This window comes from Pseudoxanthomonas sp. LARHCG66, assembly GCF_052871755.1.
This window is the reverse complement of record NZ_JBIXJW010000001.1, coordinates 344640-366145: the sequence shown is the minus strand read 5'-3', so window position 1 is coordinate 366145 and position 21506 is coordinate 344640. Positions and strand designations below refer to the sequence as shown.

The window sequence follows — 21506 nt, the reverse complement described above, 5'->3', positions numbered from 1 at the left end:
ATGGCTTTCAGGGCAGCATGCGACCTTCGCCGGTGATCGGACGCGCGCACTGCATGGCGCACGCGTCATGTCATCTGCATACGTATTCATGCACACCCATGACGACCTCCGCTCACACATGCCGGTGGCTCGTGGAATAGTGGCGCCCGCCGAGCGCACCGGAGGGGTGTGCCGCGCATTGCGGACGGGTGCATCGATGACGAAGAACAACTGGTGGCGTGGCGCGGTGATCTACCAGATCTACCCCCGCAGCTTCCTGGACACCAACGGGGATGGCGTGGGCGACCTGCCGGGCATCGTCGAGAAGCTCGACTACATCGCCGGCCTGGGCGTGGACGCGATCTGGATCTCGCCGTTCTTCAAGTCGCCGATGGCGGACTTCGGCTACGACATTGCCGATTACCGCGACGTGGATCCGCTGTTCGGCACGCTGGCCGATTTCGACCGCCTGCTCGCCAAGGCGCACTCACTGGGCGTCAAGGTGATGATCGACCAGGTGCTGAGCCACTGTTCGGTGGACCATGCGTGGTTCAAGGAGAGCCGCGAGAACCGCACCAACCCCAAGGCCGACTGGTACGTGTGGGCCGATCCGAAGGAAGACGGCACACCGCCCAACAACTGGATGTCGCTGTTCGGTGGCGTGGCCTGGCGCTGGGAGCCGCGCCGCGAGCAGTACTACCTGCACAACTTCCTCGCCAGCCAGCCCGACCTGAACTTCCACAACCCGGCGGTGCAGCAGGCCACGCTGGACAATGTGCAGTTCTGGCTCGACAAGGGCGTGGACGGCCTGCGGCTGGACGCGATCAACTTCTGCTTCCACGATGCGCAACTGCGCGACAACCCACCCAAGCCGAAGGAAAAGCGGGTGGGGCGCGGCTTCAGCCCCGACAATCCGTACGCGTACCAGTACCACTATTTCAACAACACGCAGCCGGAGAACATCCCGTTCCTGGAGCGTTTGCGCGGTCTGCTGGACCGCTATCCGGACGCGGCCGCGCTGGGTGAAATCTCGTCGGAGGACTCGCTGGCCACCACCGCCGAGTACGTCAGCGACCAGCGCCTGCACATGGGCTACAGCTTCGAACTGCTGACCGATGACGGCAGCGCCGCCTACATCCGCGACACGGTCGAGCGGCTGGAAGCCGCGATGGTGGAAGGCTGGCCCTGCTGGGCGGTCTCCAACCACGACGTCCAGCGTGCGGTCACGCGCTGGGGCAACGGCGATGCGTCGCCGGCCCTGGCGGCGCAGCTGGTCGCCCTGGTGTGTTCGTTGCGCGGCTCGGTCTGCCTGTACCAGGGCGAAGAACTCGGGCTCCCCGAAGCTGATGTGCCCTACGAAGCATTGCAGGATCCCTACGGCAAGACGTTCTGGCCGAACTTCAAGGGCCGCGATGGCTGCCGTACGCCCATGCCGTGGAACGGTGGCGAGCAGGCCGGCTTCAGCCACGGCAATCCGTGGTTGCCGATCCCGGCGGAACACCGTGCGATCAATGTCGCCGCGCAGGAAGCCGATGCCGGCTCCATCCTCAACCAGGTGCGGCGCTTCCTCGCGTGGCGACGCAGCCAGCCTGCATTGCGGGTGGGCAGCATCCGCTTCCTGGATGCCCCCGAGCCGGTGCTTGCCTTCGTGCGCGAGACCGGGGGCGCGGCGATGCTGGTGGTGTTCAACCTGTCGTCGCAGGAGGCCTCGTGGGCATTGCCGGGGGGCATCGTGCCGCGTGCGGTGGACAGCCACGGCCTGCCGTCCGGCACCCTGCAGGATGGCGGGCTCATGCTCCCTCCCCGCGGCGTGTACTACGCCCTCATCGACTGAATCAACGGGACGCGACGATGGGCATATGCCTGGGCAGGATCGGGATTGCGCTGTTGCTGCTGGCCGCGTCGTTCATCGCGCAGGCGCAGGAGCGCGCAGCCTCCATCGCCGCCGCGCAGGCGGTGACGGGCGAGGGTGTCACCGGCACGCTGCTGCGTCACGCGCAGTTCCCTTCCCGCCATGTCGCGGCGAGGAACGTGGACGTCTGGTTGCCACCGGGCTACACGGAAGCGGACGGCGCACGCTATCCCGTGCTCTACATGCACGATGGCCAGAACGTATTCGACCCGTCGACGTCCTACACCCGCGTGGACTGGGGCGTGGACGAGGCGATGACGCGCCTGATCGCCAACGGACATGCGCGCGCGGCCATCGTTGTCGCCGTGTGGAACACGCCCAAGCGCCTGCAGGAATACATGCCGCGCAAGGCCATCCACGGCGAGACGTTCATTCCCACGCCAGGCGATCCGCCGTTTCCGACGGCCGAGATCATCGCCGACGACTATCTCGCCTTCCTCGTCACCGAGCTGAAGCCGTTCATCGATGCGCAGTACCGCACGCTCACCGGCCCGGCGGACACGTTCGTGATGGGGTCCAGCATGGGCGGTCTGATTTCCGCGTATGCGGTGCTGGAGTACCCGCGGGTGTTCGGCGGGGCAGGGTGCGTATCCACGCACTGGCCGATCGCCGGTGGCATCGTCGAAGGCTATCTGGCGCAGCACCTGCCTGCGCCCGGCGGCAACCGCTTCTACTTCGACTATGGCACCGAAGCCATCGACGCGATGTACGAGCCCTACCAGCAGCGTGTCGACAGTGTGATGCGGGCGCGTGGGTATCGTCCCGGCACGGATCTGCTGAGCCACCGTTACCTGGGCGCCACCCACAACGAGGCCGCCTGGCGCGACCGCATCGAAGTGCCGCTGGGTTTCCTGCTGCGGCCCTGACAGCAGCGGACATCCACGTCCCTCGCGCCTTTCACGCGCACCCCCATGACCGCGTTGCGCATGCGGAGACCTGTTGCCTGAACGACTGCGGCGATGCCTTGCATCGTGCATGTGCGCGGTCGACCGTGCGCGCGGAACGCGTGTTACATCACGGCGTGGAATATGCATGAATACGTATGCAGCGCGGATTGTGCAGCTGCGTGCGCCACTACCATTGCCGCACGTTTCGGGGCACCTGCCCCTGGCGTGGCAGACCCGGGCGATCGCATCGTGCGACGCACCCGGTTCATCGCATACAACGTCCTTGGAGAGGGGAACATGCAACTCAAGCGCAACCTGCTGAGCGCGGCGTTGGCGTCCGCCATCGCGCTCACCGCGACGGGCGTACAGGCCCAGACCGCCGAAACCGCCGCAGAACAGAACCAGCAAGCCGAGGCCACCGAACTGGACACCGTGGTGGTGACGGGCATCCGCCGCGGCATCGAGAGCGCCATTTCGGTCAAGCGCGATTCCACCTCCATCGTCGAGGCGGTATCCGCCGAAGACATCGGCAAGCTGCCGGATGTCAGCATCGGCGAATCCATCGGCCGTCTGCCCGGCTTGGCCGCGCAACGCGTCGCGGGTCGCGCGCAGGTGATCAGCGTGCGCGGCCTGTCGCCCGACTTCTCCACCACGCTGCTCAACGGCCGCGAGATGGTCAGCACCGGTGACAACCGCAGCGTCGAGTTCGACCAGTATCCGTCCGAGCTGGTCGGTGGCGTGACGGTGTACAAGACGCCCGATGCCGGCCTCATCGGCCAGGGCCTGTCGGGCACCATCGACATGCAGACCGTGCGCCCGTTGAGCTTCGATGCGCCGGTAGGCACCGTCGGCGTGCGCGGCCAGCGCAATTCGCTCGGCGCGGCGGCCGATGCGTCCGCCTACGGCGAGCGCATCAATGCCAGCTACATCACCCAGAATGAAGCGCGCACGTTCGGCTTCTCGATCGGGTATTCGCACACCACCACGCCGATCCAGGAAAACCAGGTGGGCCTGTATGAGCCGTGGCAGGCCATCGGCGACAACTGGCGCCCGGGCGTGCCGGCCGGCACGTTCTATTCCGACGGCATCAAGGCGCTGCGCCGTACCGGCGAAACCAAACGTGATGGCGTGATGGCCACGGTGCAGTTCCGTCCGTCGAATGCGTGGACGAGCACGCTGGACCTGTTCCATTCGGAAGCCGAGCAGGTCGATACAGCCAATCAGTTCGAAGTCCATATCGGCGACTACAACGGCACGAATGATCCGAACAAGATCCGACTGATCGTCACCAATCCGAGCATCAACGGCAATAACACCTTTACCGGGGGCACGGTCGGCAACGTGTATCCGCTGGTGCGCGGCATGTACAACCGTCGCGAAGACGAGATCAATGCCTTTGGATGGAACAACGAGTTCACGACGGGCCAGGTGCGCATCATCGCCGACGTAGGCTGGTCGCGTGCCAAGCGCGACGAACTCAATCTCGAGAACAATACGCAGATGCTGCCGTTCCCGCAGTTCGACACCCTGCAGCTGCAGATCCGCAACAACGGCTTCTCGCAGATCAATCCGGGCCGCGACTACTCCGATCCGAATTCGCTTTACCTGACCAACACGATTTACGGATCTGGTTACGGCAAGGCTCCCAAGGTGGTCGACGAGCTTCGGACGGCGAAGCTGGCGGCCTCATTTCCCGCGCCAGCCTTCTTCACGGACATCGATGTCGGTCTGAACTATGCCGACCGCGAGAAGAACAAGCGTCAGCCCGAAGGCAACATCGACCGCGGCCCGCAGGGCGACACGACCATTGCGTCGGACCTGCAGTACCGTCCGGTCGACCTCGGCTTCGCCGGTATCGGCTATATCCCCTCCTGGAACGTTCCGGAAGCAGTTGCCCGCTACATGATCTTCAGCCCGAACGCGATCGCTCCGTATCTCGTCGCGAAGTCGTGGGATGTCAGGGAGAAGACCAGCTCCGCTTACATCCGCGGCAACATCGACACCGAGTGGGGCGGCGTCAGCGTGCGCGGCAATGCCGGCGTGCAGGTCCAGCACGTCGATCAGGCTTCCGACGCGATCAGGCTCAGTGGCGGCAGCAATCCGCAGCCCATCCACATGGGCAAGACCTTCACCGACGTGCTGCCGAGCATGAACCTGGCGTTCGGTTTCGATAACGACCAGACCCTGCGTGTCGCGCTGGCCAAGCAGGTGGCGCGCCCGCGCGTGGACCAGCTGCGCGCCTCGCTGGAAGTGACGGCGTCCGACGGTCCGGACCAGAACAACGGCACCGGCCTGCGCAACAGCTTCGCCAGCGGCGGCAATCCGATGCTGGATCCGTGGCGGGCGTATGCGTTCGACGTGTCGTACGAGAAGTACTTCGGCACCAAGGCGTACGTGGCCGCGGCGTATTTCTACAAGGATCTGCAGACCTACATCTACACGCAGACCGATCCGTTCTACGACCTGTCCGCTTACACGTCCGACATCCCGCCGCACCCGAACTTCCCGGGCGTCGGTGTCAACCCGACGGGCAGTTACTCGCGGCCGGTGAACGGCGAGGGTGGCACGCTGCAGGGCCTGGAGCTGTCGGCGTCGCTGCCGTTCGACATGTTCAGCGATGCGCTGGAGGGCTTCGGTGCGGTGGCCAGTGCCACGTTCAACGACAGCAACATCCAGATCCGCGATCCGGAGAGTGCGTCCAGCGTGGGTGCAGGCGATATCGATCTGCCGGGCCTGTCCAAGCGGGTCTACAACCTGACGGTGTACTTCGAGAAGAACGGCTTCGAGGCGCGCATCAACCAGCGTCGGCGTTCGGACTTCATCGGTGAGATCGGCAACTTCAACGGCAACCGCACGCTGCGCTACGTGGTCGGCGAGAACATCACCGACGCGCAGGTCAGCTACTCGTTCCCGGACGGGCATGCGCTCAGCGGCCTGAGCGTGCTGTTCCAGGCCAGCAACCTGACCGACGAGGCCTACCAGACCTACGCCGGCACCAAGGACCGTCCGCTGGAATACGTCGAGTGGGGCCGCAGCTACCTGCTGGGCGTCAGCTACAAGTTCTGATCCACGCGATACTTTGCTCTCCCAGCCCGTCGGCCCCGTGCCGGCGGGCTTTTTCTTTGAGAGGGTCCGAGACGGACTATGTTCCTGATTTAGAGGGCTACTAGGATTTCTATTTTTCCAGCGGTACGACGATTGGCTGGCTAGCTGATTCTGGGCTGGGTAACGGCTTCACTGTGTCTTGGCTGACCGGAGAGGAACGCGGCGGAAAGAATGAAATGACCCAATACCCAGCGAGGAGGCGTTGCGTGCCGGTCTAGATGGCGAGCTAACGGTGAGCTCTCAAATGGAAAAAAACGAGGTGAGCTACTAGAAATTGCTCCGCGCTCGCTATCACAGTCGCTTCTTGAAGATTTCCTTCAGCGAGTCTCTCAGTCGCTTTTCGCTGTTGAAAGTTAGGAAAGACGCTTCGACGAACTGCCTATCAAGGTCGTTGCATACCGCTTCAATCGTCTGTACTAGCGAGGAGTCACTGGCTTGGATGCGATGAGTGCCGCGATCAAAGTTCTTCAGGGTGATCGCGCTTCGCACCGACCGGACATCCTCAGAAGTTCCGAGCCCAATCAGGCCCTGCTTTCGCAGGTAGCTTGCCTCTCGGGAGAGTCGCCCCAACTTGCGTAGCAGGGTGTTTGCGTCACCTACCTTGTACGTGTGGGTATGAAAGCTGATCGCGAGATGCTCAATCTCCGCTAGTTGCTTACGGAATGCGTCAAGCCTCTCTGTGCTGTTCTTAGAACGCTCCCTCGTGGCCTGTTGGTCACTAACCACCATCCATCCCACGATAACCAATACCCAGGTAACGAGTTCGGTACCGATTGAGGCTAGATCCTTCATCTCGATATCCATGACTTCACTTCATCTCTTTGGCTGCATCGCTTATGTAGCCTCGGACTTCGGCAATCAAAGAGTCGTCCTCACTGACAATCTCGAGAAGCTCTTCTAGCTTCTTCGCTGTGTAGTTCATGCGGACTAAGCCTCCAAAAACTTCTTCCAAAAAGGAAGACCCGTAGCCTAGGACGTCATCAAGTTCAATGCGGACGCGGGTGCCCACGGCGAGTTTGGGCGCGAGAATGTCGTCTCGAAATGCCTCACCGTTGGCGTCGCCATCCGTTCGGTATCTGCCGACTGGATATCGACTAAAGTCTCTTCCGATGTTGATAACTGTTATGTCAGTCATTTGGTTCGTCTTTCAAAGGGACGACCCAGAGCACTACGGTGCCCTTGATCGAGGTTGCGTAGTTTCGTCGTTGATAGGCCCCGCCAATGTACTTGACGAGGCCGCGATTGCTGAACAAATAGAGCTGACTGCCGTGTACTTCGTCCACTAGTCGCCGAATGTCACTCAGTCCCTTTCCTCTGCCTTTGCGCTTCGTGCGCGTCCTCTGAATCTCCATCGCCGCTTCGATCATCCGTGCGTCAGATCGGACTTTGCCTCGGCTGATGCTGGAGACCGCTTTCGCAATCAATTCTTCGGTGTAGAGAATGGGGAGCGAGCGCGGAATTCCAATTCCCAAGTCGCAGACCGCGATTACTAGCTTGTCCTCATCTTGGCGGCAGAACATCCACCATTTGCCGGATGGCGGGCGGGGAAGTCCATCTTGCCGTTCATCAATGTACGCATGGTTCATTGAATTCATCATTGCTTCCGTGGCGCCACGGAAGACATGCTTAGCTCTGATGCCGTCAATCGATTTGTACGTTTCGATGATGGTTCCAACCTTTCCGCCATCCACAACAGCAGAGGATGCAGTCCTCCAGCTGATGACATCTGCACTAGTTGGGACCACCGAGCTCGAGTAGCCGAGCAGCTCGAACAGTTTCAGGTGCTGCAATACCTCGTTAACCTTTTTATCTTTCGGCGCAATGCAGCGCAGTGGCCTTGCAGGAAACATCTCCTTCAAACGGTGCAGTTCTGAGAACAGCAGCAGGGTCGCTCCAGCTACCATTCTCTCTGTTGGTCGAAAATCGATGCAGACCGGGTGGCCCTCCTTGAAAGCCTTCCGGATTGATCTCAAGAGCTTGACCACCTCATCGTGATACACGCCCTCAAGTGAAAATTCCCCAGGCGCCTGAACGACAACTTCGTCCGTGTACCTAGGAGCAGACGGACCAGCGGACGACCTTCTGTTCCGCAGCTTCCGGGTACGGGCAAGTTGGCGGCGCTCCACCGCTCTTAGGTGCCGTCGCCTCTGTTCCGCGTCCTTGATCAACTCCATCCGTCGGAAGCTCGAATACTGAACGGCCAATCGTAACAATAACGGTCTCCCGATAGTCGTACCGCCAGCGCTTCGCATGCTGCGGTGGAACTTCGAGGTAAAGGTCGTTGCCCTCGCGCAGATCTAGCGGCTTCTCGCCGGGGCGCGGGACGTTTGACCTTGCGGATAGAGGTATCAATGAGTGGCATTGGACGGCTCCCTGGCGGTAACAGGTTTTGGGGCGCCCCGATTACCGCCAAACTTACTGCCAGTTGCCGCCGGATTCGGACGGTGTAGGCTGGACTACCTCGGATACAAGAAAGGCCGGAAACCCGTATGCTTCTAGGGGTTTCCGGCCTTGGTTGCACCGTCTAGGACGGTAAGATGGTGGAGCCAGGGAGGATCGAACTCCCGACCTCGTCATTGCGAACGACGCGCTCTCCCAGCTGAGCTATGGCCCCACAAGAGCGGCGCCATTCTAGCCCGTGGCCGCTTCCTGTGCCAAGCCCGCGCGGGCCAGGATGGGCGCCAGGGCGGGCTCCAGTTCGCCGCGCCGCCAGCCCGACAGCGCGGCGGGCCACTGGCCCGATTCCTGCAGCGCCTCCAGATACCGGCGCGAGGCCAGCACGCCGTCCGGCAGGCCGAGTTCGGCGCTGCGGGCGGACACCGCATCCTGCAGGCGCTTGACCTGCGCCTTGTCGCCATCGGTGGCGTTGCGCGCCAGCGGCATGCCGGCTTCGTCGTCCAGCGGCGTGGACAGCGTCTGCCAGATGGCGTCGGCCAGTTTGCGGGGCGCCTTGGGCTGGGTGTCGAACAGGCGCAGCAGCGCCGCCTTGTCCACCGGCGGCGTGCGGGCGAGGCCCACCGCGAGCTCGTTGTCCAGGATCCAGCTGCGCGGCTTGTCGCTGGCGCGGGCCTGCGTCTCGCGCCAGCGCAGCAGGCGCACCAGCCGCTGCTGCGCGTCGGCATCGAGGAACTGCGCGCTGCGCATGGACAGGTGCGGCCAGCGTTCGCCCTCGTCGTGCGCCGCGTTCTCCACGAAGCGGGCACAGTCTTCTTCCAGCCACGCAAGGCGGCCACTGGATGCCAGTCCGGTCCGGAGCGCGTCGTGCACCGCGAACAGATAGCGCACATCGTCGGCGGCGTAGTGGAGTTGCGACTCGCTCAACGGGCGGCGCAGCCAGTCCGAACGGGTCTCGCCCTTGGGCAGCACGACGCCGGTGATGCGTTCCACCAGCTTCTGGTAGCCCAGACCGGCGGCCACCCCGCCGATGGCAGCGGCGATCTGCGTATCGAACAACGGCGTGGGCAACGCATTGCAGGCGAACTTGAACGCGACCAGGTCTTCGCTGGCGCTGTGCATGACCTTGGTGATCGTGGTGTCCAGCAGCCACGGCCTCAGCGCATCGGTCATGCCCGGCACCAGGGGGTCGACGAGCAGCACGTCGTCGTCGATGGCGATCTGCACCAGCGCCAGCTGCGGCCAATAGGTGCGTTCACGCACGAACTCGGTATCCAGGCCGATCCGCGTGGGCCGGCGTTGCAGCTGCGCGTCCAGCGCGGTGGGGGTGTCGATCCAGTGGGGCACGAAATCTCCGCGTGATGCGTGGTTTGCTCAGTCAGGGGACAATAACCTAAGGTCCGGGCTCAGCCCGTATCGTCTGCCGGTAGTGTCTGCCGGCATTCTCTCACGGGGGCTGCTGGCTCCCATCACGGAGGGTGTTTGCGCGCGATTCTTGCCGCCTTGTTGATCTCGCTGCCGTGGCTCGCCGCGTGTTCGCGCGATGCGGCGACGCCGGACGAAGCGGCTAACGCCGCCGATGCCGTACGCATGCCCAGCGTGACGGTGACGGGCGATGACAGCGGCGTGGACGAACTGAACTGGCGCCCGCCCGCCGTGGCCCTGGTGCCCGGCGATGCCGCTGACGCACACCGGCGTGCGGCGCGGGCGTTGTCCGAAGGCCGCCTGTTCGATGGGCCGGACGACGCGATCCCGCTTTACCTCGCACTGCAACGGCTCGATGCCGGCGATGCGCGCGCGAAGACCGGCCTCGGCCGCAGCCTGGATCGCCTGCTGGACCAGGGCGCGCAGGTGATGCGCCATGCCGAGGACCGCACCGAGGCCCTCCGTCGCGCACGGCAGATCGCCGCCGTGGCGCGTACCGTGGCCCCGGCCGATCCGGCGGTCGTCGCCTATCTCGCGCGGGTGGACGAGGCCGATCAGCTCACCCGCCTGAACGTGGCCAGCGAACGCGCCCTGCGCGAAGGCACGCTGGGCGAGAACGGCGGCGGCGCATTGGCGGGTTTCCGCGAAGTGCTGAAGTGGAAGCCGGGCCAGCCGCGCGCCATGCAGGGGCTGGCCGCCGTGGAGAGCGCCATGATCCGCCGCGCGGAAGAAGCCGCGCTGGCCAGCGACTTCGACACCACGCGCCTCTGGCTGGACCATGCCGCCAAGATCCGCGAGGACGCCCAGACCGTGGCCGATGCGCGCGTGCGCGTGGAAGCCATCCGCATGGCGCGCATCGCCGAACTGCGCGATGCCGGCGTGCGCGACATGGCGACGCCGCTCGGGCTGAAGGAGGCACGCGTGAAGCTGGCCGAGGTGTTGCGCATCGCCGAGCCCGGCAACCGCGTGGCGGCCGATTTCCGCCAGCGCATCGACCTGGCCACGCACTACGGCCTGTTCCGTCCGGGCCAGGCGTTCACCGACGCGCTGCACCATGGTGGCCGCGGGCCGGCGATGGTGGTGGTGCCGCACGGTGGCTTCAGCATGGGCGCGGGCGAGGACGAAAAAGATGCCACCGATGCCGAGAAGCCCGCCCACTACGTGCGTTTCGATCGCGGGTTCGCGATGGCGCGGCACCCGGTGACGGTGGGCGAATTCCGCCGCTTCGTGGAAGCCACCCAGTACCGTCCACGTGCCACGCGCCGTGGCCACTCCATCGTCTACGACGAACGCAGCGGCAATTTCGTGCGCCGCAGCGGCGTGGACTGGCGCTCGGACTACACCGGGCAGCCCGCCAGCGACGACATGCCGGTGCTGCACGTCAGCGTGTACGACGCCGAAGCCTACGCCGAATGGCTGACCGGGCAGACCGGGCACGGCTACCGGCTGCCCAGCGAGGCCGAGTACGAATACGCCCTGCGTGCCGGCCTGCAGGGCCGCTATCCCTGGGGCAACGGACAGCCCCCGCGCGGCGTGGCCAACCTGACCGGGGGCAACGACCGCTCGCCCAGCGGGCGCACCTGGAACAACGCCTTCGTCGGTTACGGCGACGGTTACTGGGGCCCGGCGCCGGTCGGGCGCTTCCGTACCAACGCCTTCGGCCTGAAGGACCTGGATGGCAACACCAGCGAATGGGTCGCGGACTGCTGGCATGCCAGCTACCGGCGCGCCCCGGCGGATGGGGCGGCGTGGTTCAATCCCGGCTGCCGGTCACGGGTGGTGCGCGGCGGGTCCTGGGCCAGTTCGCCGGCGCAGGCACGTGCCGCGTGGCGCTCGTCGTCGGATTCGGATATGACTAATGCGCGGGTGGGCTTCCGCGTCGTTCGCGGCATCTAGCCGCCAGGGAGAGGGTGATGAGGCAAGATCCAAACGGACGCTCGCAGTACGGGCAGGGCGGCGGGCGGCGCGGCGGCGGACTGGGCAACATCCGCTGGCTGATCCTGCTGGGCTTCCTGGTCTATGGCGGGTGCTACTACCTCAACAATCGCGTGGTCGATCCCTACACCGGCGAGAAGGTGCTGATCGACGGTTCCATCGGCGTGGAAGAAGAGAAGGCGCTCGGCCTGCAGGCCTACCAGGAGATCCTGTCGCAGGAGCAGCCGGTCGATCCGAATTCGCAGATCGCGCAGCAGGTGCGCACCATCGCGCAACGCCTGATCGCGAAGATCCCGGAAGTCGAAGCCGCCATCGCGCAGGAGAAGGGCACCCAGGCCAGCGGCAACTGGAAGACCTTCGAGTGGGACGTCAACGTCATCCAGTCCGACCAGGCGAATGCCTTCTGCCTGCCGGGCGGCAAGATGGCCGTCTACACGGGCCTGATCCCGGTGGCGAAGAACGCCGATGCGGTAGCGGTGGTGATGGGCCACGAGATCGCCCACGCGCTGCTGCGCCACGGCGCACAGCGCATGTCGCAGCAGAAGCTCACCCAGATTGGCCAGATGGCCGGCGCGATGAGTGGCATGGACCCGCAACAGCAGCAGATGGTGATGGCCGCGATGGGGTACGGCTACCTGCTGCCGTATGCACGCGAGCACGAGACGCAGGCCGACGAAGTAGGCCTGATGCTGGCTGCCGCTGCCTGCTTCAATCCGCAGGAAGCCGTGCCGCTGTGGCAGCGCATGAGCGAGGCCAGCGGCGGGCAGGCACCGCCGGAGTTTTCCTCCACCCACCCCAATCCCGGCACGCGCATCCAGAACCTGACCGCGCTGATGCCGAAGGCGATGGAGTACCGCCAGCGCTTCTGCAAGGAAGGCGCCGCGCCATGACGTCGCTCCCGGCAGCGCTGTCGCTGGCGGTGCTGTGCGTTGCCGCGCCCGCGCAGGCCGCGATCAAGGACGCGCAGCCGGACGGTTTCACCCTCGAAAACTCGGAGTGGGTGCCTGTCGCCCCGCAGGCGGCCTACACCGCGCTGGTGAATGAGGTGGGCCGCTGGTGGCCGGCCGACCATACGTGGTGGGGCGATGCCTCGAAGCTCGTCATCACCGACAAGGCCGGCGGCTGCTTCTGCGAGATCAACGGCGCGCAGCAGGCGTGGCACATGACGGTCACCTTCACCGATCCCGGCAAGCTGCTGCGCATGACCGGCGGCCTCGGCCCTTTGCAGGGCATGGGCCTGCACGGCGCGCTGGAATGGCGCTTCGTCGCGGAGAACGACGGCACCCGCATCACCCTGTGGTACCGCGTCGGCGGTTACACGCCGGACGACATCGGCAAGTTCGCGCCCGTCGTGGACAAGGTGCAGGGCCTGCAACTGGGTGGCCTGGCCACCTTCCTGCGCAAGGGCACCGACGGCGCCCCACGCTGACATTCACTCCAACGTTCGAGGAAGGGAAGACCGCATGAGCATTCGTTTGTCGGAAAAGGACAGTGGCCGCACGCTGGGCAGCATCTCGCAGGAAGATTTCCAGCTGCTGGTCGACCACATGGAAGAGGAGTCGTCCAAGGACCAGGACTACTACGTGGAACACACCGCCATCGATGCACTGGAAAGCCTCGGTGCCAGCGCTGGTTTCGTCGCGCTGCTGCGCACGGCGGTGGGTGAATCCGATGGCGTCGACGTGGTGTGGGCAGCGGAGCAAGGCGAGTAGTGCATTCCGTAGGATGGGTTGAGCCGAAGGCGATACCCATCTCTGGTCTTCGTTGACGGGCATGCGCGGCGGGTATCGCCTTCGGCTCAACCCATCCTGCGGGGGGTGAGCGTTGTCCGATCGCCACCTCCTTCTCGGAAGGGACTCCCCATGTCGCCCCGCATCATCCCCATGCAACCCGTCCGCCATCTGCGCAGGCGATCGCGTTCTACGAGAAGTTGGGCTTCACGGTCGAGGACCGACGCGACGATTGGGGCTGGGCGAAGCTGCGTTGGGGCGAGTGCCGGGTGATGCTGGATCAGTCGATCAACGTGAGCCAGGACGCGCCGCGCGGGGCCGTGCTGTACCTGTATCCCGACGATCTGGATGCCTTCCATGCGCAGGCGCGTGCGAACGGTCTGGAGGTGCCCGCGCTGGATACCACGTTCTACGGCATGCGCGAGTTCCGGATAGACGATCCGGACGGCAATCGGTTGTGGATCGGGCAGGCGAAGGCGACCTGACCTCTGCGGGCGAAGGATCGCGTTGGAAGAGAGTGTTCCCCACGCGGGTACATCTCCCTTCCCACATGGAACCCCTGCCATGCCCGTCCAGCGTGATCGCCCGTATGCCGGCATGAACTTCCTCGTCGACCTCGGCCTGGGCGACGGGCCTGACGGGGGCGTGGCCGAGGTGTTGTTTCCCGAAGCGCGGCTGCAGGTCAACGAATACCGCAATGGCAACGACAAGACGCCTGAAGCCGTCAAGCTGTCCACGCTGACCCACTACGACAACCTGGTGCTGCGCCGGGGCGTGATCGGTTCGCTCGCGTGGTACCAGTGGTGGGACGAGGCCCGCAACGGCGGCGACGCGCGACGCACCGTCGCCATCACGCTGCTGGACGAGCAGGGCAACCCCGTGATGCGCTGGCGCTTCCTGCGCGCGCGACCGGCGGCGTACACGCCTTCGCCCATGGACGCGGCGCTGGGCGACACGCTGTTCGAAACGCTGGAGATCGCGTTCGAGCGTTTCGAGATGGAGTAGGGGTCAGTCCAGCGGATCGCGCGGCGTGTCGCGCAGGTATTCCAGGACGAATCCGGCAACCAGGCCGAGCGCCGCGCAACCGAGCGCCATAGCGGCAGAGGAAGGTTCCTTGCCCGTCAGGTGGAACAGGGCCACGCCTGCCGCGATTCCCAGCAAGATCGGGACGACGAGGCGCGGCCTGGTCAGCACATCGCCCAGAAACCACGCGAACGGATTCATGGTGCGCTCCCGACGATCGACGCCGGAAGCATATCCGGTGTGTTCAGAGCTTGCTGAAGACCGTCGCGGCGACCAGCAGGCCGAAGCCGGCGACCACCAGCCAGAACGCGTGCGGCGCCAGTACCGGGACGTAGCCGAACTTGGCGGCGATGCCGCCGCCGCCGAGCAGCAGCGCGATCAGCCAGACGCCGAAGGTGGGAGGGGTGAGTTTCATGCGGGAGCCTCGTGTGGATTCGGTGAGTGTGTCGGCGTGGGACCGGGATTCCGGTCAGAAGCTCATGAACAGGCCGCCGTTGACAGGCAGGTTGGCGCCGGTGATATAGCCGGCATCGTCGGCGGTGAGGAAGGCGACCGCGCGCGCGATGTCGTCCGGCTGGCCGATGCGGCCCACCGGCACCGCGGCGACGGTGCGGTCGCGGACGTCTTCGGGCATCGCCCTGGTCATCGGCGTTTCCACGTAGCCGGGCGAGACGCTGTTGACGGTGACGCCCTTGCGCGCCACTTCGCGCGCCAGCGACATCGAGAAGCCGTGCAGGCCGGCCTTCGCCGCCGCGTAGTTCACTTGGCCGAAGTTGCCGGTCTGGCCGCTGACCGAACTGATGTTGACGATGCGTCCGAACCCGCGCGCCTGCATGCCGTCCACGGCATGGCGGCAGAGGTTGAACACGCTGTCCAGGTTCACCCCGATCACGGCATCCCACTGCGCCTTGTCCATCTTGCGCAGGGTGGCGTCGCGGGTGATGCCGGCGTTGTTGACCAGGATGTCGAGCGCGCCGTGGCGGGCTTCGACATCGCGCACGAGTGCGGCGCAGGCATCGAAGTCGGCCACGTCGACGGTGGCGGTTTCGACATCGAGCCCGGCGGTCTGCGCGTGGAAACGGTCGAGCTGTTCGCCGGAGGCGGGCAGGTCGGCGGCGACCACTCTGCGGCCGGTGCGCGCCAGTGCCTGGCAGATCGCCAGGCCCAAGCCCCCCAGGCCGCCGGTTACCACGGCGATGCGTTGCGTCATGCGGAATCCCTGTGTCGCGAGGTCAAAAAAAGGCCCGCGCAACGGGGCGCGGGCCGGGTTTCACTACGGAGTGGTTCAGCGCGCGCGCGTCTTCGGCGTTTCGCGCGGCGGATCCTTCGGCTTGACCGTCGTCGGGCGGCCCATGCCGCCGCTGAGGTTGCGCTGGAACTCCTGCCACAACTCCATGTTGCGCTCGGTCAGCTGGTTCATCATGGTCCACGGCGTCTGGCCCAGCATGCTGCCCATCTGGCTGCGGAACTGCTGCTGCTGTTCCATGAACAACTGCATGCTGCGCTCCAGGTAGTTGCCCATGAAGCCCTGCAGCGAATCGCCGTAGAACCGGATGATCTGGCTGAGCAGCTGGGTGGACAGTACCGGTTCGCCGTCCTGTTCCTGCTCGCTGATGATCTGCAGCAGCACGGTGCGGGTCAGGTCGTCGCCGCTCTTGGCGTCGCGGACTTCGAAATCCTCGCCATCGACGATCAGCTGGCGCACGTCCTCGATGGTGATGTAGCTGGAAATCTCGGTGTCGTACAGACGGCGGTTGGGGTACTTCTTGATGATGCGGATCGCAGCCATTGAGCATTCACTCTAAACGCGTATGAGTCAGCATGACGCAGCGCAGCAGCCCTTGCAACAGGCCACAAGGCAGGGAGCCCCTGTTCAGCCAAGGAAAAAATGCTGCGCAGCATGCGGCGGGTGGGACGCGCGGCGCGAGCCGCGTGGAGCGGGCAGGGCGGCGCCGATGGCACCGCCCCGGTCTCACCAGCCCATGTGGTGGCCGCCGTTGATGTCCAGGTTGGAGCCGGTGATCCAGCTCGCCTGTTCGTCCACCAGGAAGGCTACCGCGTAGGCGATTTCCTCGGGCTTGCCGAGGCGGCCGGTGGGAATGTCGGCGGCGATCTTCGCGCGGACTTCCTCCGGCACGGCCATCACCATGTCGGTGGCCACGTAGCCGGGCGATACCGTATTGACGGTGATGCCGAGCTTGGCGTTCTCGCGCGCCAGCGAAATGGTGAAGCCGTGCATGCCGGCCTTGGCGGCGGCGTAGTTGGCCTGGCCGTACTGGCCCTTCAGGCCGTTGATCGAACTGATCTGGATGATGCGGCCCCACTTGCGGTCGCGCATGCCCTCGATCACCGGGCGGGTGACGTTGAACACCGAGTTGAGGTTGGTGTTGATGACATCGCCCCACTGCGACGAGGACATCTTGTGGAAGGTGCCGTCGCGGGTGATGCCGGCGTTGTTGATCAGCACTTCGACCGGGCCGAGCGTCTGTTCGAGCTCCTTCACCATCGCCTGTGCTTCGTCGGGCGAGGTCACGTCACCCTTGACCAGCGTCATCTCGTAGCCATCGGCCTTCATCTGCGCCTGCCAGGCGAGGGCCTTTTCTTCATTGCGGTAATTGGTGGCGACCTTGTGGCCCATGTCCGCCAGCTTCTTGCAGATGGCGGTACCGATACCTCCGGTGCCGCCGGTGACCAGGACGACGCGCGATGTCATGTGGGGAATCTCCTTGTACCGCCGCAAGCCGACGGCCACCCGATTCTAGACAGCGCCCGCGACAGGCTTGTTGTGCGATGCAGCGAAGGTCATGCATGTCACTTTCGGCAGGCGTTCGGGGCGGAATCCGCGGCTGGCGGCGTGCATCGCGCCGGTGATGTTGCCGATGCCCGCCAGCGTCTCCACCGGCTGGCCCAGCGCTTGCCAGGCGGCCAGCAACGCGGGCAGCGGGTCGTCATCGTCGATGGGCAACGACGCCATCGACTTGGACAGCTTCTGTCCCTGCGCATCGACGATCAGCGGCAGGTGCAGGTAGCGCGGCGTGGGCAGACCCAGCGCGCGCTGCAACAGGATCTGGCGCGGGGTGGAGTCCAGCAGGTCCGCCCCGCGCACGATGTCGGTGATGCCCTGGTCGGCGTCGTCCACGACCACGGCCAACTGGTAGGCCCAGAAGCCATCGGCGCGGCGCAGGACGACATCGCCGACCTCGCGATCGACCGCCTGCTGTACCGTGCCCTGCAAGCCGTCTTCGAACGCGACATGGGCGCCATCGGGCACCCGCAACCTCACGGCCGGCATGCGATGGGCGTCGTTCGCCACGCAGGCGCGATGGATGCCACCCGCGTCGGCCAGCGCGCTCCGGCTGCAGCGGCATTCGAAGGCCAGGCCCTCTGCGACCAGGCGCGACAGGGCCTGGGCATACAGGTCGTGACGCGTGCTTTGCCAGACCACGGGCGCATCGGATGCCATGCCGAACGCGGCCAGCGTGTCCAGTTGCGCCTGCGCGGCACCGGCCACTTCACGCGGCGGATCGAGGTCTTCCACGCGTACCAGCCACTCGCCGCCATGGTGGCGGGCCAGTAGCCAGCTGCCCAGCGCAGCCACCAGCGAACCGAAGTGGAGGCGGCCGGTGGGCGAAGGCGCGAAGCGCCCGCGGTACACGGGGGAGGGATCGGTCGTGGTCATTCGTCGGAAGAGGGAGGAAAACTGAACCGCACAGTCAGCCAGCCGCTTGAATTCGCGGGGCGGCAGCCACAATTCTGCGACGTTAGCGTCTGTCTGTGCACGTCCCCCGGAGATACAAACCTTGTTCACGCGTGTTGCATTGTTCCTGGCCACCAACCTGGCCGTGCTGGTGCTGGCGGGCTTCGTGATGTCCCTGCTGGGCGTCAATCCCAACCAGATGGGCGGCCTGCTGGTGATGGCGGCCGTGTTCGGCTTCGGTGGTTCGCTGATCTCGCTGCTCACCTCGAAGTGGATGGCCAAGCGCGCGACCGGCGCGCAGGTGATCGAACAGCCGCGCAACGACCTGGAGCGCTGGCTGGTGGCCACCGTGAAGCGCCAGGCGCAGGCCGCCGGCATCGGGATGCCGGAAGTCGCGGTCTATGACGCACCGGAAATCAACGCCTTCGCCACCGGTGCCAACCGCAACAATGCGCTGGTGGCGGTGTCCACGGGTCTGCTGCGTTCGATGAACCAGGACGAAGCCGAAGCGGTGCTGGGCCACGAGATCTCCCACGTCGCCAACGGCGACATGGTGACCATGGCGTTGCTGCAGGGCGTGTTGAACACCTTCGTCATCGTGCTGGCCCGCGTGGTGGGCGGCATCGTCGATGGCTTCCTGTCGGGCAACCGCGAGGGCGGTGGACGCGGCTTCGGCTACTACATCATCGTGATGGTGCTGGAAGTGGTGTTCGGCCTGTTCGCGACGATGATCGCGATGTGGTTCTCGCGCCGCCGCGAATTCCGTGCGGACCATGGTGGCGCCACGCTGGCCGGCCGCCAGAAGATGATCGCCGCGCTGGAGCGACTGGGCCGGCAGCACAGTCCCAGCACGCTGCCGGCGCAAGTGGAGGCTTTCGGCATCGCCGGCGGCATCGGCCAGGGCATGAAGAAGCTGTTCCTCAGCCACCCTCCGCTGGAGCAGCGCATCGCCGCCCTGCGCGCGCAGCAGGGCACGATGGCCTGAGCGACCAGGCAGTGAACCTTGAACAAAAAAACCCGCCTTCTGGCGGGTTTTTTGTTTGCTTCTTCCTGCACGGTAGGGGAGCAACTGACTTGATTCAGGCGCAGCAGGAGGAGGAAGTTGTCCGTGGACATCCAGTATTCGATCACCCTGCGGTCGCTGCGCTTCGGAAGGATCGGCGCCAAGAGCGCCCCTCATCCGCCCTTCGGGCACCTTCTCCCCGCAGGCGGGGAGAAGGATACAAGCGCGTCGTTTTCTTCAAGGCACGAGCACGGCGAGGCAGTCCCCCTCTCCCCACTTGCGGGGAGAGGGATGAGCCATGTCAGCTGAAGTCGTAATTCATCGCCGGACCGGGAGCTGCGAGGAAGTTGCCTTCCACGTAGTCCAGGCTGGCGGTGAACAGGAAGGCCATGGTGGCGGCGTCCTGCACGTGTTCCGCCACCGTCAGGATGCCCAGCGCCTGTGCGCGCTCGGCGATCTCGCGGATCTTCTGCTGGTGCTCGGTGTTCTTGCCCAGGTCTTCGCTGAAGACGCGGTCGATCTTGAGGAAGGTCGGCTGGAAGTGCGACAGCAACTGGAACGAATCCAGGCCCGCGCCGAAATGTTCCAGGCCCACCTGGCAGCCCAGCTTGGCCGCCGCCGACTGGAACGCCTGCGCCTGGCGGAGGTGGGTGAAGACCTTGGCCTCGGGCGTCTGCAGCCACAGCCGGCTGCCGGGCACGTCATGTGCGGCCAGCTCCCGGGCGATGAGGTCGAGCAGGCGGTTGTCGGCGAAGGAAGCCGGGCTGACCTTCACCACCAGGCGGGTGTCGTGGCCCGCACGCTTGCGCTCGGCCAGCACCTCGATGGCACGGTTCACCACCCAGCGGTCGATGGCATCGAGCAGGCCGTTGTCCTCGGCGATCCCGATGAAGGATTGCGGGAGCACCGTTTCGCCATTGGACTCCAGACGCAGCAGCGCCTCGTAGACTTCGCCGGGCTCGCCCTGCAGGCTCACCACCGGTTGGAAGTGCAGGCGGAAACTGCCGTCCTGCAGGGCTTCCTGCAGACGCTTGATCCAGTTCTGCACGCGCTCTTCCTCGGCACGGTCCACGGCACCGGGGTCGAAGATCTCGAAACGGTTGCCGCCCAGGTTGGTGGCGGTCTGCAGGCAGTCGGTGGCGCGCGTGAGCACCTGGCCGATGCTGGCGATCTTCTCGCCGATCTGCACGCCGCCGATGCTGGCGGTGACCGAGGCAGAACGCTCGCCCACGTTGAACACGTGCGAGGCGTACGAAGCACGCAGCTTGTCGGCCAGCGCGGCGGAGTGGGCGTGGTTGCCCCGCAGCAGCACGGCGAAGGTGCGCTCGCCGAAGCGTGCGGCGGTGCACTGGTCGTCGAGCTTTTCCGCCAGGCGCGCCGCGAGCGCGGCTGCGAGGTCGTCGGCCGAATCGATGCCGATGTCCTGCAGCAGGCGCTGGTAATGGTCCGGTTCGATCAGCAGCAGCGCGTACTGGTCTTCGCCGCGGGCCACCTGGGCCACGGCATTCTCCAGCTCGCGCAGGAAGGTGGGGCGGTTCATCAGTCCGGTGACCATGTCGCGCTGGCGCAGGTCTTCGACTTCACGCGCCAGTTCCGGGTCGAACTCCTCGCGACGGCGGAACACCACTTGCACGCAGGGCTCGCTCTCGTAGGTGGCGGTGGCGAACTCCAGCGTGGCCGGGAAACTGTCGCCATCGATGCTGCGCGCCTCCAGTTCGAAGCGGGCCGGCGGCGGTTCGCCCTTGCTGAGTTTCTTCAGCAGGGCCTTGAAGTCGTTGACGTACTGCGGGGCCACCAGGTCCAGCAGCGACAGGCCTTCGACATCCTCGAAGGACTCGAAGCCGAACATTTCAAGGTAGGCGTCGTTGGCCCGGATGTGCATCCCTTCGTGGATGTAGGCGATCGGGTCGCGCGAGGACGAGATCAGGGCGTCGCAGCGGCGCTCGGTCTCGCGCATCTGGCCTTCGAGCCGGCGCTGCGAACGGCGTGCGTCCAGGTCGGCCCATTCGCGGCGCAGCACCGTCAGCACGTGTTCCGGGCGCCCGCGCAGCGCGATCGCGCGTGCGCCGGCGGCCTGGTCGGCCAGCAACTCGGCTTCGCTGATCGTGTCGGCCAGCACGATGACCGGGATGTCCTTGCCGCTGGCATCCACCTGGCCCAGCACGGTGGCCAGCGGGATGCCCTTGGCCGTGCGCGAGGCCAGCAGCAGGTCCATGGGTTGTGCCGTCACCATCTGGCCCAGTTCCGCTGCGTCGAGCGGTCGCAGGGGGCGCACGGCGATGCCGCCGTTGCGCAGCGTGGAGACGATGGCTTCCGCGTCCTCCGCGCTGTCGTCCACCAGGGTCAGTCGTAGCGTGGTGTCTTTGCCGATCTGCATGCAGCGTGTCCGCGAGGGGTGCGCGTTTAATACCTGAAC

The 21506-nt window shown here is 65.4% G+C and carries 21 protein-coding genes and 1 tRNA gene; 10 read left to right on the top strand and 12 right to left on the bottom strand.

The genetic code is table 11. From position 1 onward, the window contains the following. The first annotated feature begins 196 nt into the window (after positions 1 to 196). The 3 genes from ACIPRS_RS01715 (at position 197) to ACIPRS_RS01705 (ending at position 5844) form a co-directional block, all read left to right on the top strand. The gene (locus ACIPRS_RS01715; RefSeq protein ID WP_337730057.1) at positions 197 to 1813 is read left to right on the top strand and encodes an alpha-glucosidase family protein; all 1617 of its coding nucleotides are present in this window, start codon (positions 197 to 199) and stop codon (positions 1811 to 1813) included. A gap of 17 nt (positions 1814 to 1830) precedes the next feature. Continuing rightward, positions 1831 to 2757: an alpha/beta hydrolase gene (locus tag ACIPRS_RS01710; RefSeq protein ID WP_446537306.1), complete on the top strand. Its 927-nt coding sequence runs from the start codon at positions 1831 to 1833 to the stop codon at positions 2755 to 2757. A gap of 318 nt (positions 2758 to 3075) precedes the next feature. Beyond that, complete coding sequence (locus tag ACIPRS_RS01705) at positions 3076 to 5844, top strand: TonB-dependent receptor (RefSeq protein WP_446537305.1); 2769 nt, start codon at positions 3076 to 3078, stop codon at positions 5842 to 5844. Between the two features lie 330 nt (positions 5845 to 6174). Here ACIPRS_RS01705 and ACIPRS_RS01700 read toward each other — a convergent pair whose 3' ends face one another. From ACIPRS_RS01700 to rnd, 5 genes are all read right to left on the bottom strand, one after another. After that, positions 6175 to 6687 carry a hypothetical protein gene (locus tag ACIPRS_RS01700; protein WP_446537304.1) on the bottom strand — a complete coding sequence of 171 codons (513 nt, stop codon included), beginning with the start codon at positions 6685 to 6687 and terminating at the stop codon, positions 6175 to 6177. Positions 6688 to 6691: 4 nt separating this feature from the next. Continuing rightward, on the bottom strand, positions 6692 to 7018 hold the full coding sequence (locus ACIPRS_RS01695; RefSeq protein ID WP_446537303.1) for an STAS-like domain-containing protein: 327 nt from the start codon (positions 7016 to 7018) through the stop codon (positions 6692 to 6694). Beyond that, positions 7011 to 7883 carry a hypothetical protein gene (locus tag ACIPRS_RS01690; protein WP_446537302.1) on the bottom strand — a complete coding sequence of 291 codons (873 nt, stop codon included), beginning with the start codon at positions 7881 to 7883 and terminating at the stop codon, positions 7011 to 7013. The genes ACIPRS_RS01695 and ACIPRS_RS01690 overlap by 8 nt, the downstream gene beginning before the upstream one ends. 538 nt (positions 7884 to 8421) lie before the next feature. After that, positions 8422 to 8497 (bottom strand) — tRNA-Ala (locus ACIPRS_RS01685). Positions 8498 to 8514: 17 nt separating this feature from the next. Then, complete coding sequence (rnd, locus tag ACIPRS_RS01680; protein ID WP_446537301.1) at positions 8515 to 9624, bottom strand: ribonuclease D; 1110 nt, start codon at positions 9622 to 9624, stop codon at positions 8515 to 8517. A gap of 135 nt (positions 9625 to 9759) precedes the next feature. Here rnd and ACIPRS_RS01675 point away from each other — a divergent pair, with 135 nt between their 5' ends. From ACIPRS_RS01675 to ACIPRS_RS01650, 6 genes are all read left to right on the top strand, one after another. Then, positions 9760 to 11598 carry a formylglycine-generating enzyme family protein gene (locus ACIPRS_RS01675; RefSeq protein ID WP_446537300.1) on the top strand — a complete coding sequence of 613 codons (1839 nt, stop codon included), beginning with the start codon at positions 9760 to 9762 and terminating at the stop codon, positions 11596 to 11598. A gap of 17 nt (positions 11599 to 11615) precedes the next feature. Then, a complete protein-coding gene (locus tag ACIPRS_RS01670; RefSeq protein WP_192200883.1) occupies positions 11616 to 12527 on the top strand; it encodes a M48 family metallopeptidase in 912 nt (303 codons plus the stop codon). Beyond that, positions 12524 to 13066 carry an SRPBCC domain-containing protein gene (locus tag ACIPRS_RS01665; RefSeq protein ID WP_446537299.1) on the top strand — a complete coding sequence of 181 codons (543 nt, stop codon included), beginning with the start codon at positions 12524 to 12526 and terminating at the stop codon, positions 13064 to 13066. Before ACIPRS_RS01670 ends, ACIPRS_RS01665 begins: the two co-directional genes overlap by 4 nt. A 34-nt stretch (positions 13067 to 13100) precedes the next feature. After that, the gene (locus ACIPRS_RS01660) at positions 13101 to 13349 is read left to right on the top strand and encodes a hypothetical protein (protein ID WP_446537298.1); all 249 of its coding nucleotides are present in this window, start codon (positions 13101 to 13103) and stop codon (positions 13347 to 13349) included. Positions 13350 to 13423: 74 nt separating this feature from the next. Further along, positions 13424 to 13852: a VOC family protein gene (locus ACIPRS_RS01655; RefSeq protein WP_446537987.1), complete on the top strand. Its 429-nt coding sequence runs from the start codon at positions 13424 to 13426 to the stop codon at positions 13850 to 13852. Positions 13853 to 13931: 79 nt separating this feature from the next. Beyond that, a complete protein-coding gene (locus ACIPRS_RS01650) occupies positions 13932 to 14372 on the top strand; it encodes a phage tail protein (RefSeq protein WP_446537297.1) in 441 nt (146 codons plus the stop codon). Positions 14373 to 14375: 3 nt separating this feature from the next. Here the strand turns inward: ACIPRS_RS01650 and ACIPRS_RS01645 are convergent, their stop codons facing one another. From ACIPRS_RS01645 to gluQRS, 6 genes are all read right to left on the bottom strand, one after another. Continuing rightward, positions 14376 to 14591 carry a hypothetical protein gene (locus ACIPRS_RS01645; RefSeq protein WP_446537296.1) on the bottom strand — a complete coding sequence of 72 codons (216 nt, stop codon included), beginning with the start codon at positions 14589 to 14591 and terminating at the stop codon, positions 14376 to 14378. A gap of 43 nt (positions 14592 to 14634) precedes the next feature. Then, positions 14635 to 14805 (bottom strand): hypothetical protein, encoded by a 171-nt coding sequence (locus ACIPRS_RS01640; RefSeq protein ID WP_155944648.1) that lies wholly within the window; start codon positions 14803 to 14805, stop codon positions 14635 to 14637. 54 nt (positions 14806 to 14859) lie between these two features. Next, positions 14860 to 15600, bottom strand: a complete 741-nt coding sequence (gene phbB / locus ACIPRS_RS01635) for an acetoacetyl-CoA reductase (RefSeq protein ID WP_446537295.1) — start codon at positions 15598 to 15600, stop codon at positions 14860 to 14862. Positions 15601 to 15675: 75 nt separating this feature from the next. After that, positions 15676 to 16179, bottom strand: a complete 504-nt coding sequence (phaR, locus tag ACIPRS_RS01630) for a polyhydroxyalkanoate synthesis repressor PhaR (protein ID WP_142125167.1) — start codon at positions 16177 to 16179, stop codon at positions 15676 to 15678. 183 nt (positions 16180 to 16362) lie between these two features. Then, complete coding sequence (phbB, locus tag ACIPRS_RS01625) at positions 16363 to 17103, bottom strand: acetoacetyl-CoA reductase (RefSeq protein ID WP_192200893.1); 741 nt, start codon at positions 17101 to 17103, stop codon at positions 16363 to 16365. A 45-nt stretch (positions 17104 to 17148) separates the two neighbouring features. Continuing rightward, positions 17149 to 18069 carry a tRNA glutamyl-Q(34) synthetase GluQRS gene (gene gluQRS, locus ACIPRS_RS01620; protein ID WP_446537294.1) on the bottom strand — a complete coding sequence of 307 codons (921 nt, stop codon included), beginning with the start codon at positions 18067 to 18069 and terminating at the stop codon, positions 17149 to 17151. A gap of 121 nt (positions 18070 to 18190) precedes the next feature. On the opposite strand from gluQRS, the gene htpX reads away from it, so the two are divergent. Continuing rightward, positions 18191 to 19072: a protease HtpX gene (gene htpX, locus ACIPRS_RS01615; RefSeq protein ID WP_192200895.1), complete on the top strand. Its 882-nt coding sequence runs from the start codon at positions 18191 to 18193 to the stop codon at positions 19070 to 19072. 319 nt (positions 19073 to 19391) lie between these two features. On the opposite strand, the gene ACIPRS_RS01610 is transcribed toward htpX, so the two are convergent. Beyond that, positions 19392 to 21467 (bottom strand): EAL domain-containing protein, encoded by a 2076-nt coding sequence (locus tag ACIPRS_RS01610; RefSeq protein ID WP_446537293.1) that lies wholly within the window; start codon positions 21465 to 21467, stop codon positions 19392 to 19394. Positions 21468 to 21506 lie beyond the last annotated feature (39 nt).

Bases quoted from the DNA above. Each gene is read 5' to 3' on its own strand.
- ACIPRS_RS01660 (WP_446537298.1), top strand. From the start codon at position 13,101: ATGAGCATTCGTTTGTCGGAAAAGGACAGTGGCCGCACGCTGGGCAGC.
- ACIPRS_RS01610 (WP_446537293.1), bottom strand. From the start codon at position 21,467: ATGCAGATCGGCAAAGACACCACGCTACGACTGACCCTGGTGGACGAC.
- gluQRS (WP_446537294.1), bottom strand. From the start codon at position 18,069: ATGACCACGACCGATCCCTCCCCCGTGTACCGCGGGCGCTTCGCGCCT.
- ACIPRS_RS01645 (WP_446537296.1), bottom strand. From the start codon at position 14,591: ATGAATCCGTTCGCGTGGTTTCTGGGCGATGTGCTGACCAGGCCGCGC.
- ACIPRS_RS01650 (WP_446537297.1), top strand. From the start codon at position 13,932: ATGCCCGTCCAGCGTGATCGCCCGTATGCCGGCATGAACTTCCTCGTC.
- phaR (WP_142125167.1), bottom strand. From the start codon at position 16,179: ATGGCTGCGATCCGCATCATCAAGAAGTACCCCAACCGCCGTCTGTAC.
- ACIPRS_RS01670 (WP_192200883.1), top strand. From the start codon at position 11,616: ATGAGGCAAGATCCAAACGGACGCTCGCAGTACGGGCAGGGCGGCGGG.
- ACIPRS_RS01700 (WP_446537304.1), bottom strand. From the start codon at position 6,687: ATGGATATCGAGATGAAGGATCTAGCCTCAATCGGTACCGAACTCGTT.
- phbB (WP_192200893.1), bottom strand. From the start codon at position 17,103: ATGACATCGCGCGTCGTCCTGGTCACCGGCGGCACCGGAGGTATCGGT.
- ACIPRS_RS01710 (WP_446537306.1), top strand. From the start codon at position 1,831: ATGGGCATATGCCTGGGCAGGATCGGGATTGCGCTGTTGCTGCTGGCC.
- ACIPRS_RS01665 (WP_446537299.1), top strand. From the start codon at position 12,524: ATGACGTCGCTCCCGGCAGCGCTGTCGCTGGCGGTGCTGTGCGTTGCC.
- ACIPRS_RS01695 (WP_446537303.1), bottom strand. From the start codon at position 7,018: ATGACTGACATAACAGTTATCAACATCGGAAGAGACTTTAGTCGATAT.
- ACIPRS_RS01640 (WP_155944648.1), bottom strand. From the start codon at position 14,805: ATGAAACTCACCCCTCCCACCTTCGGCGTCTGGCTGATCGCGCTGCTG.
- phbB (WP_446537295.1), bottom strand. From the start codon at position 15,600: ATGACGCAACGCATCGCCGTGGTAACCGGCGGCCTGGGGGGCTTGGGC.
- ACIPRS_RS01715 (WP_337730057.1), top strand. From the start codon at position 197: ATGACGAAGAACAACTGGTGGCGTGGCGCGGTGATCTACCAGATCTAC.
- ACIPRS_RS01705 (WP_446537305.1), top strand. From the start codon at position 3,076: ATGCAACTCAAGCGCAACCTGCTGAGCGCGGCGTTGGCGTCCGCCATC.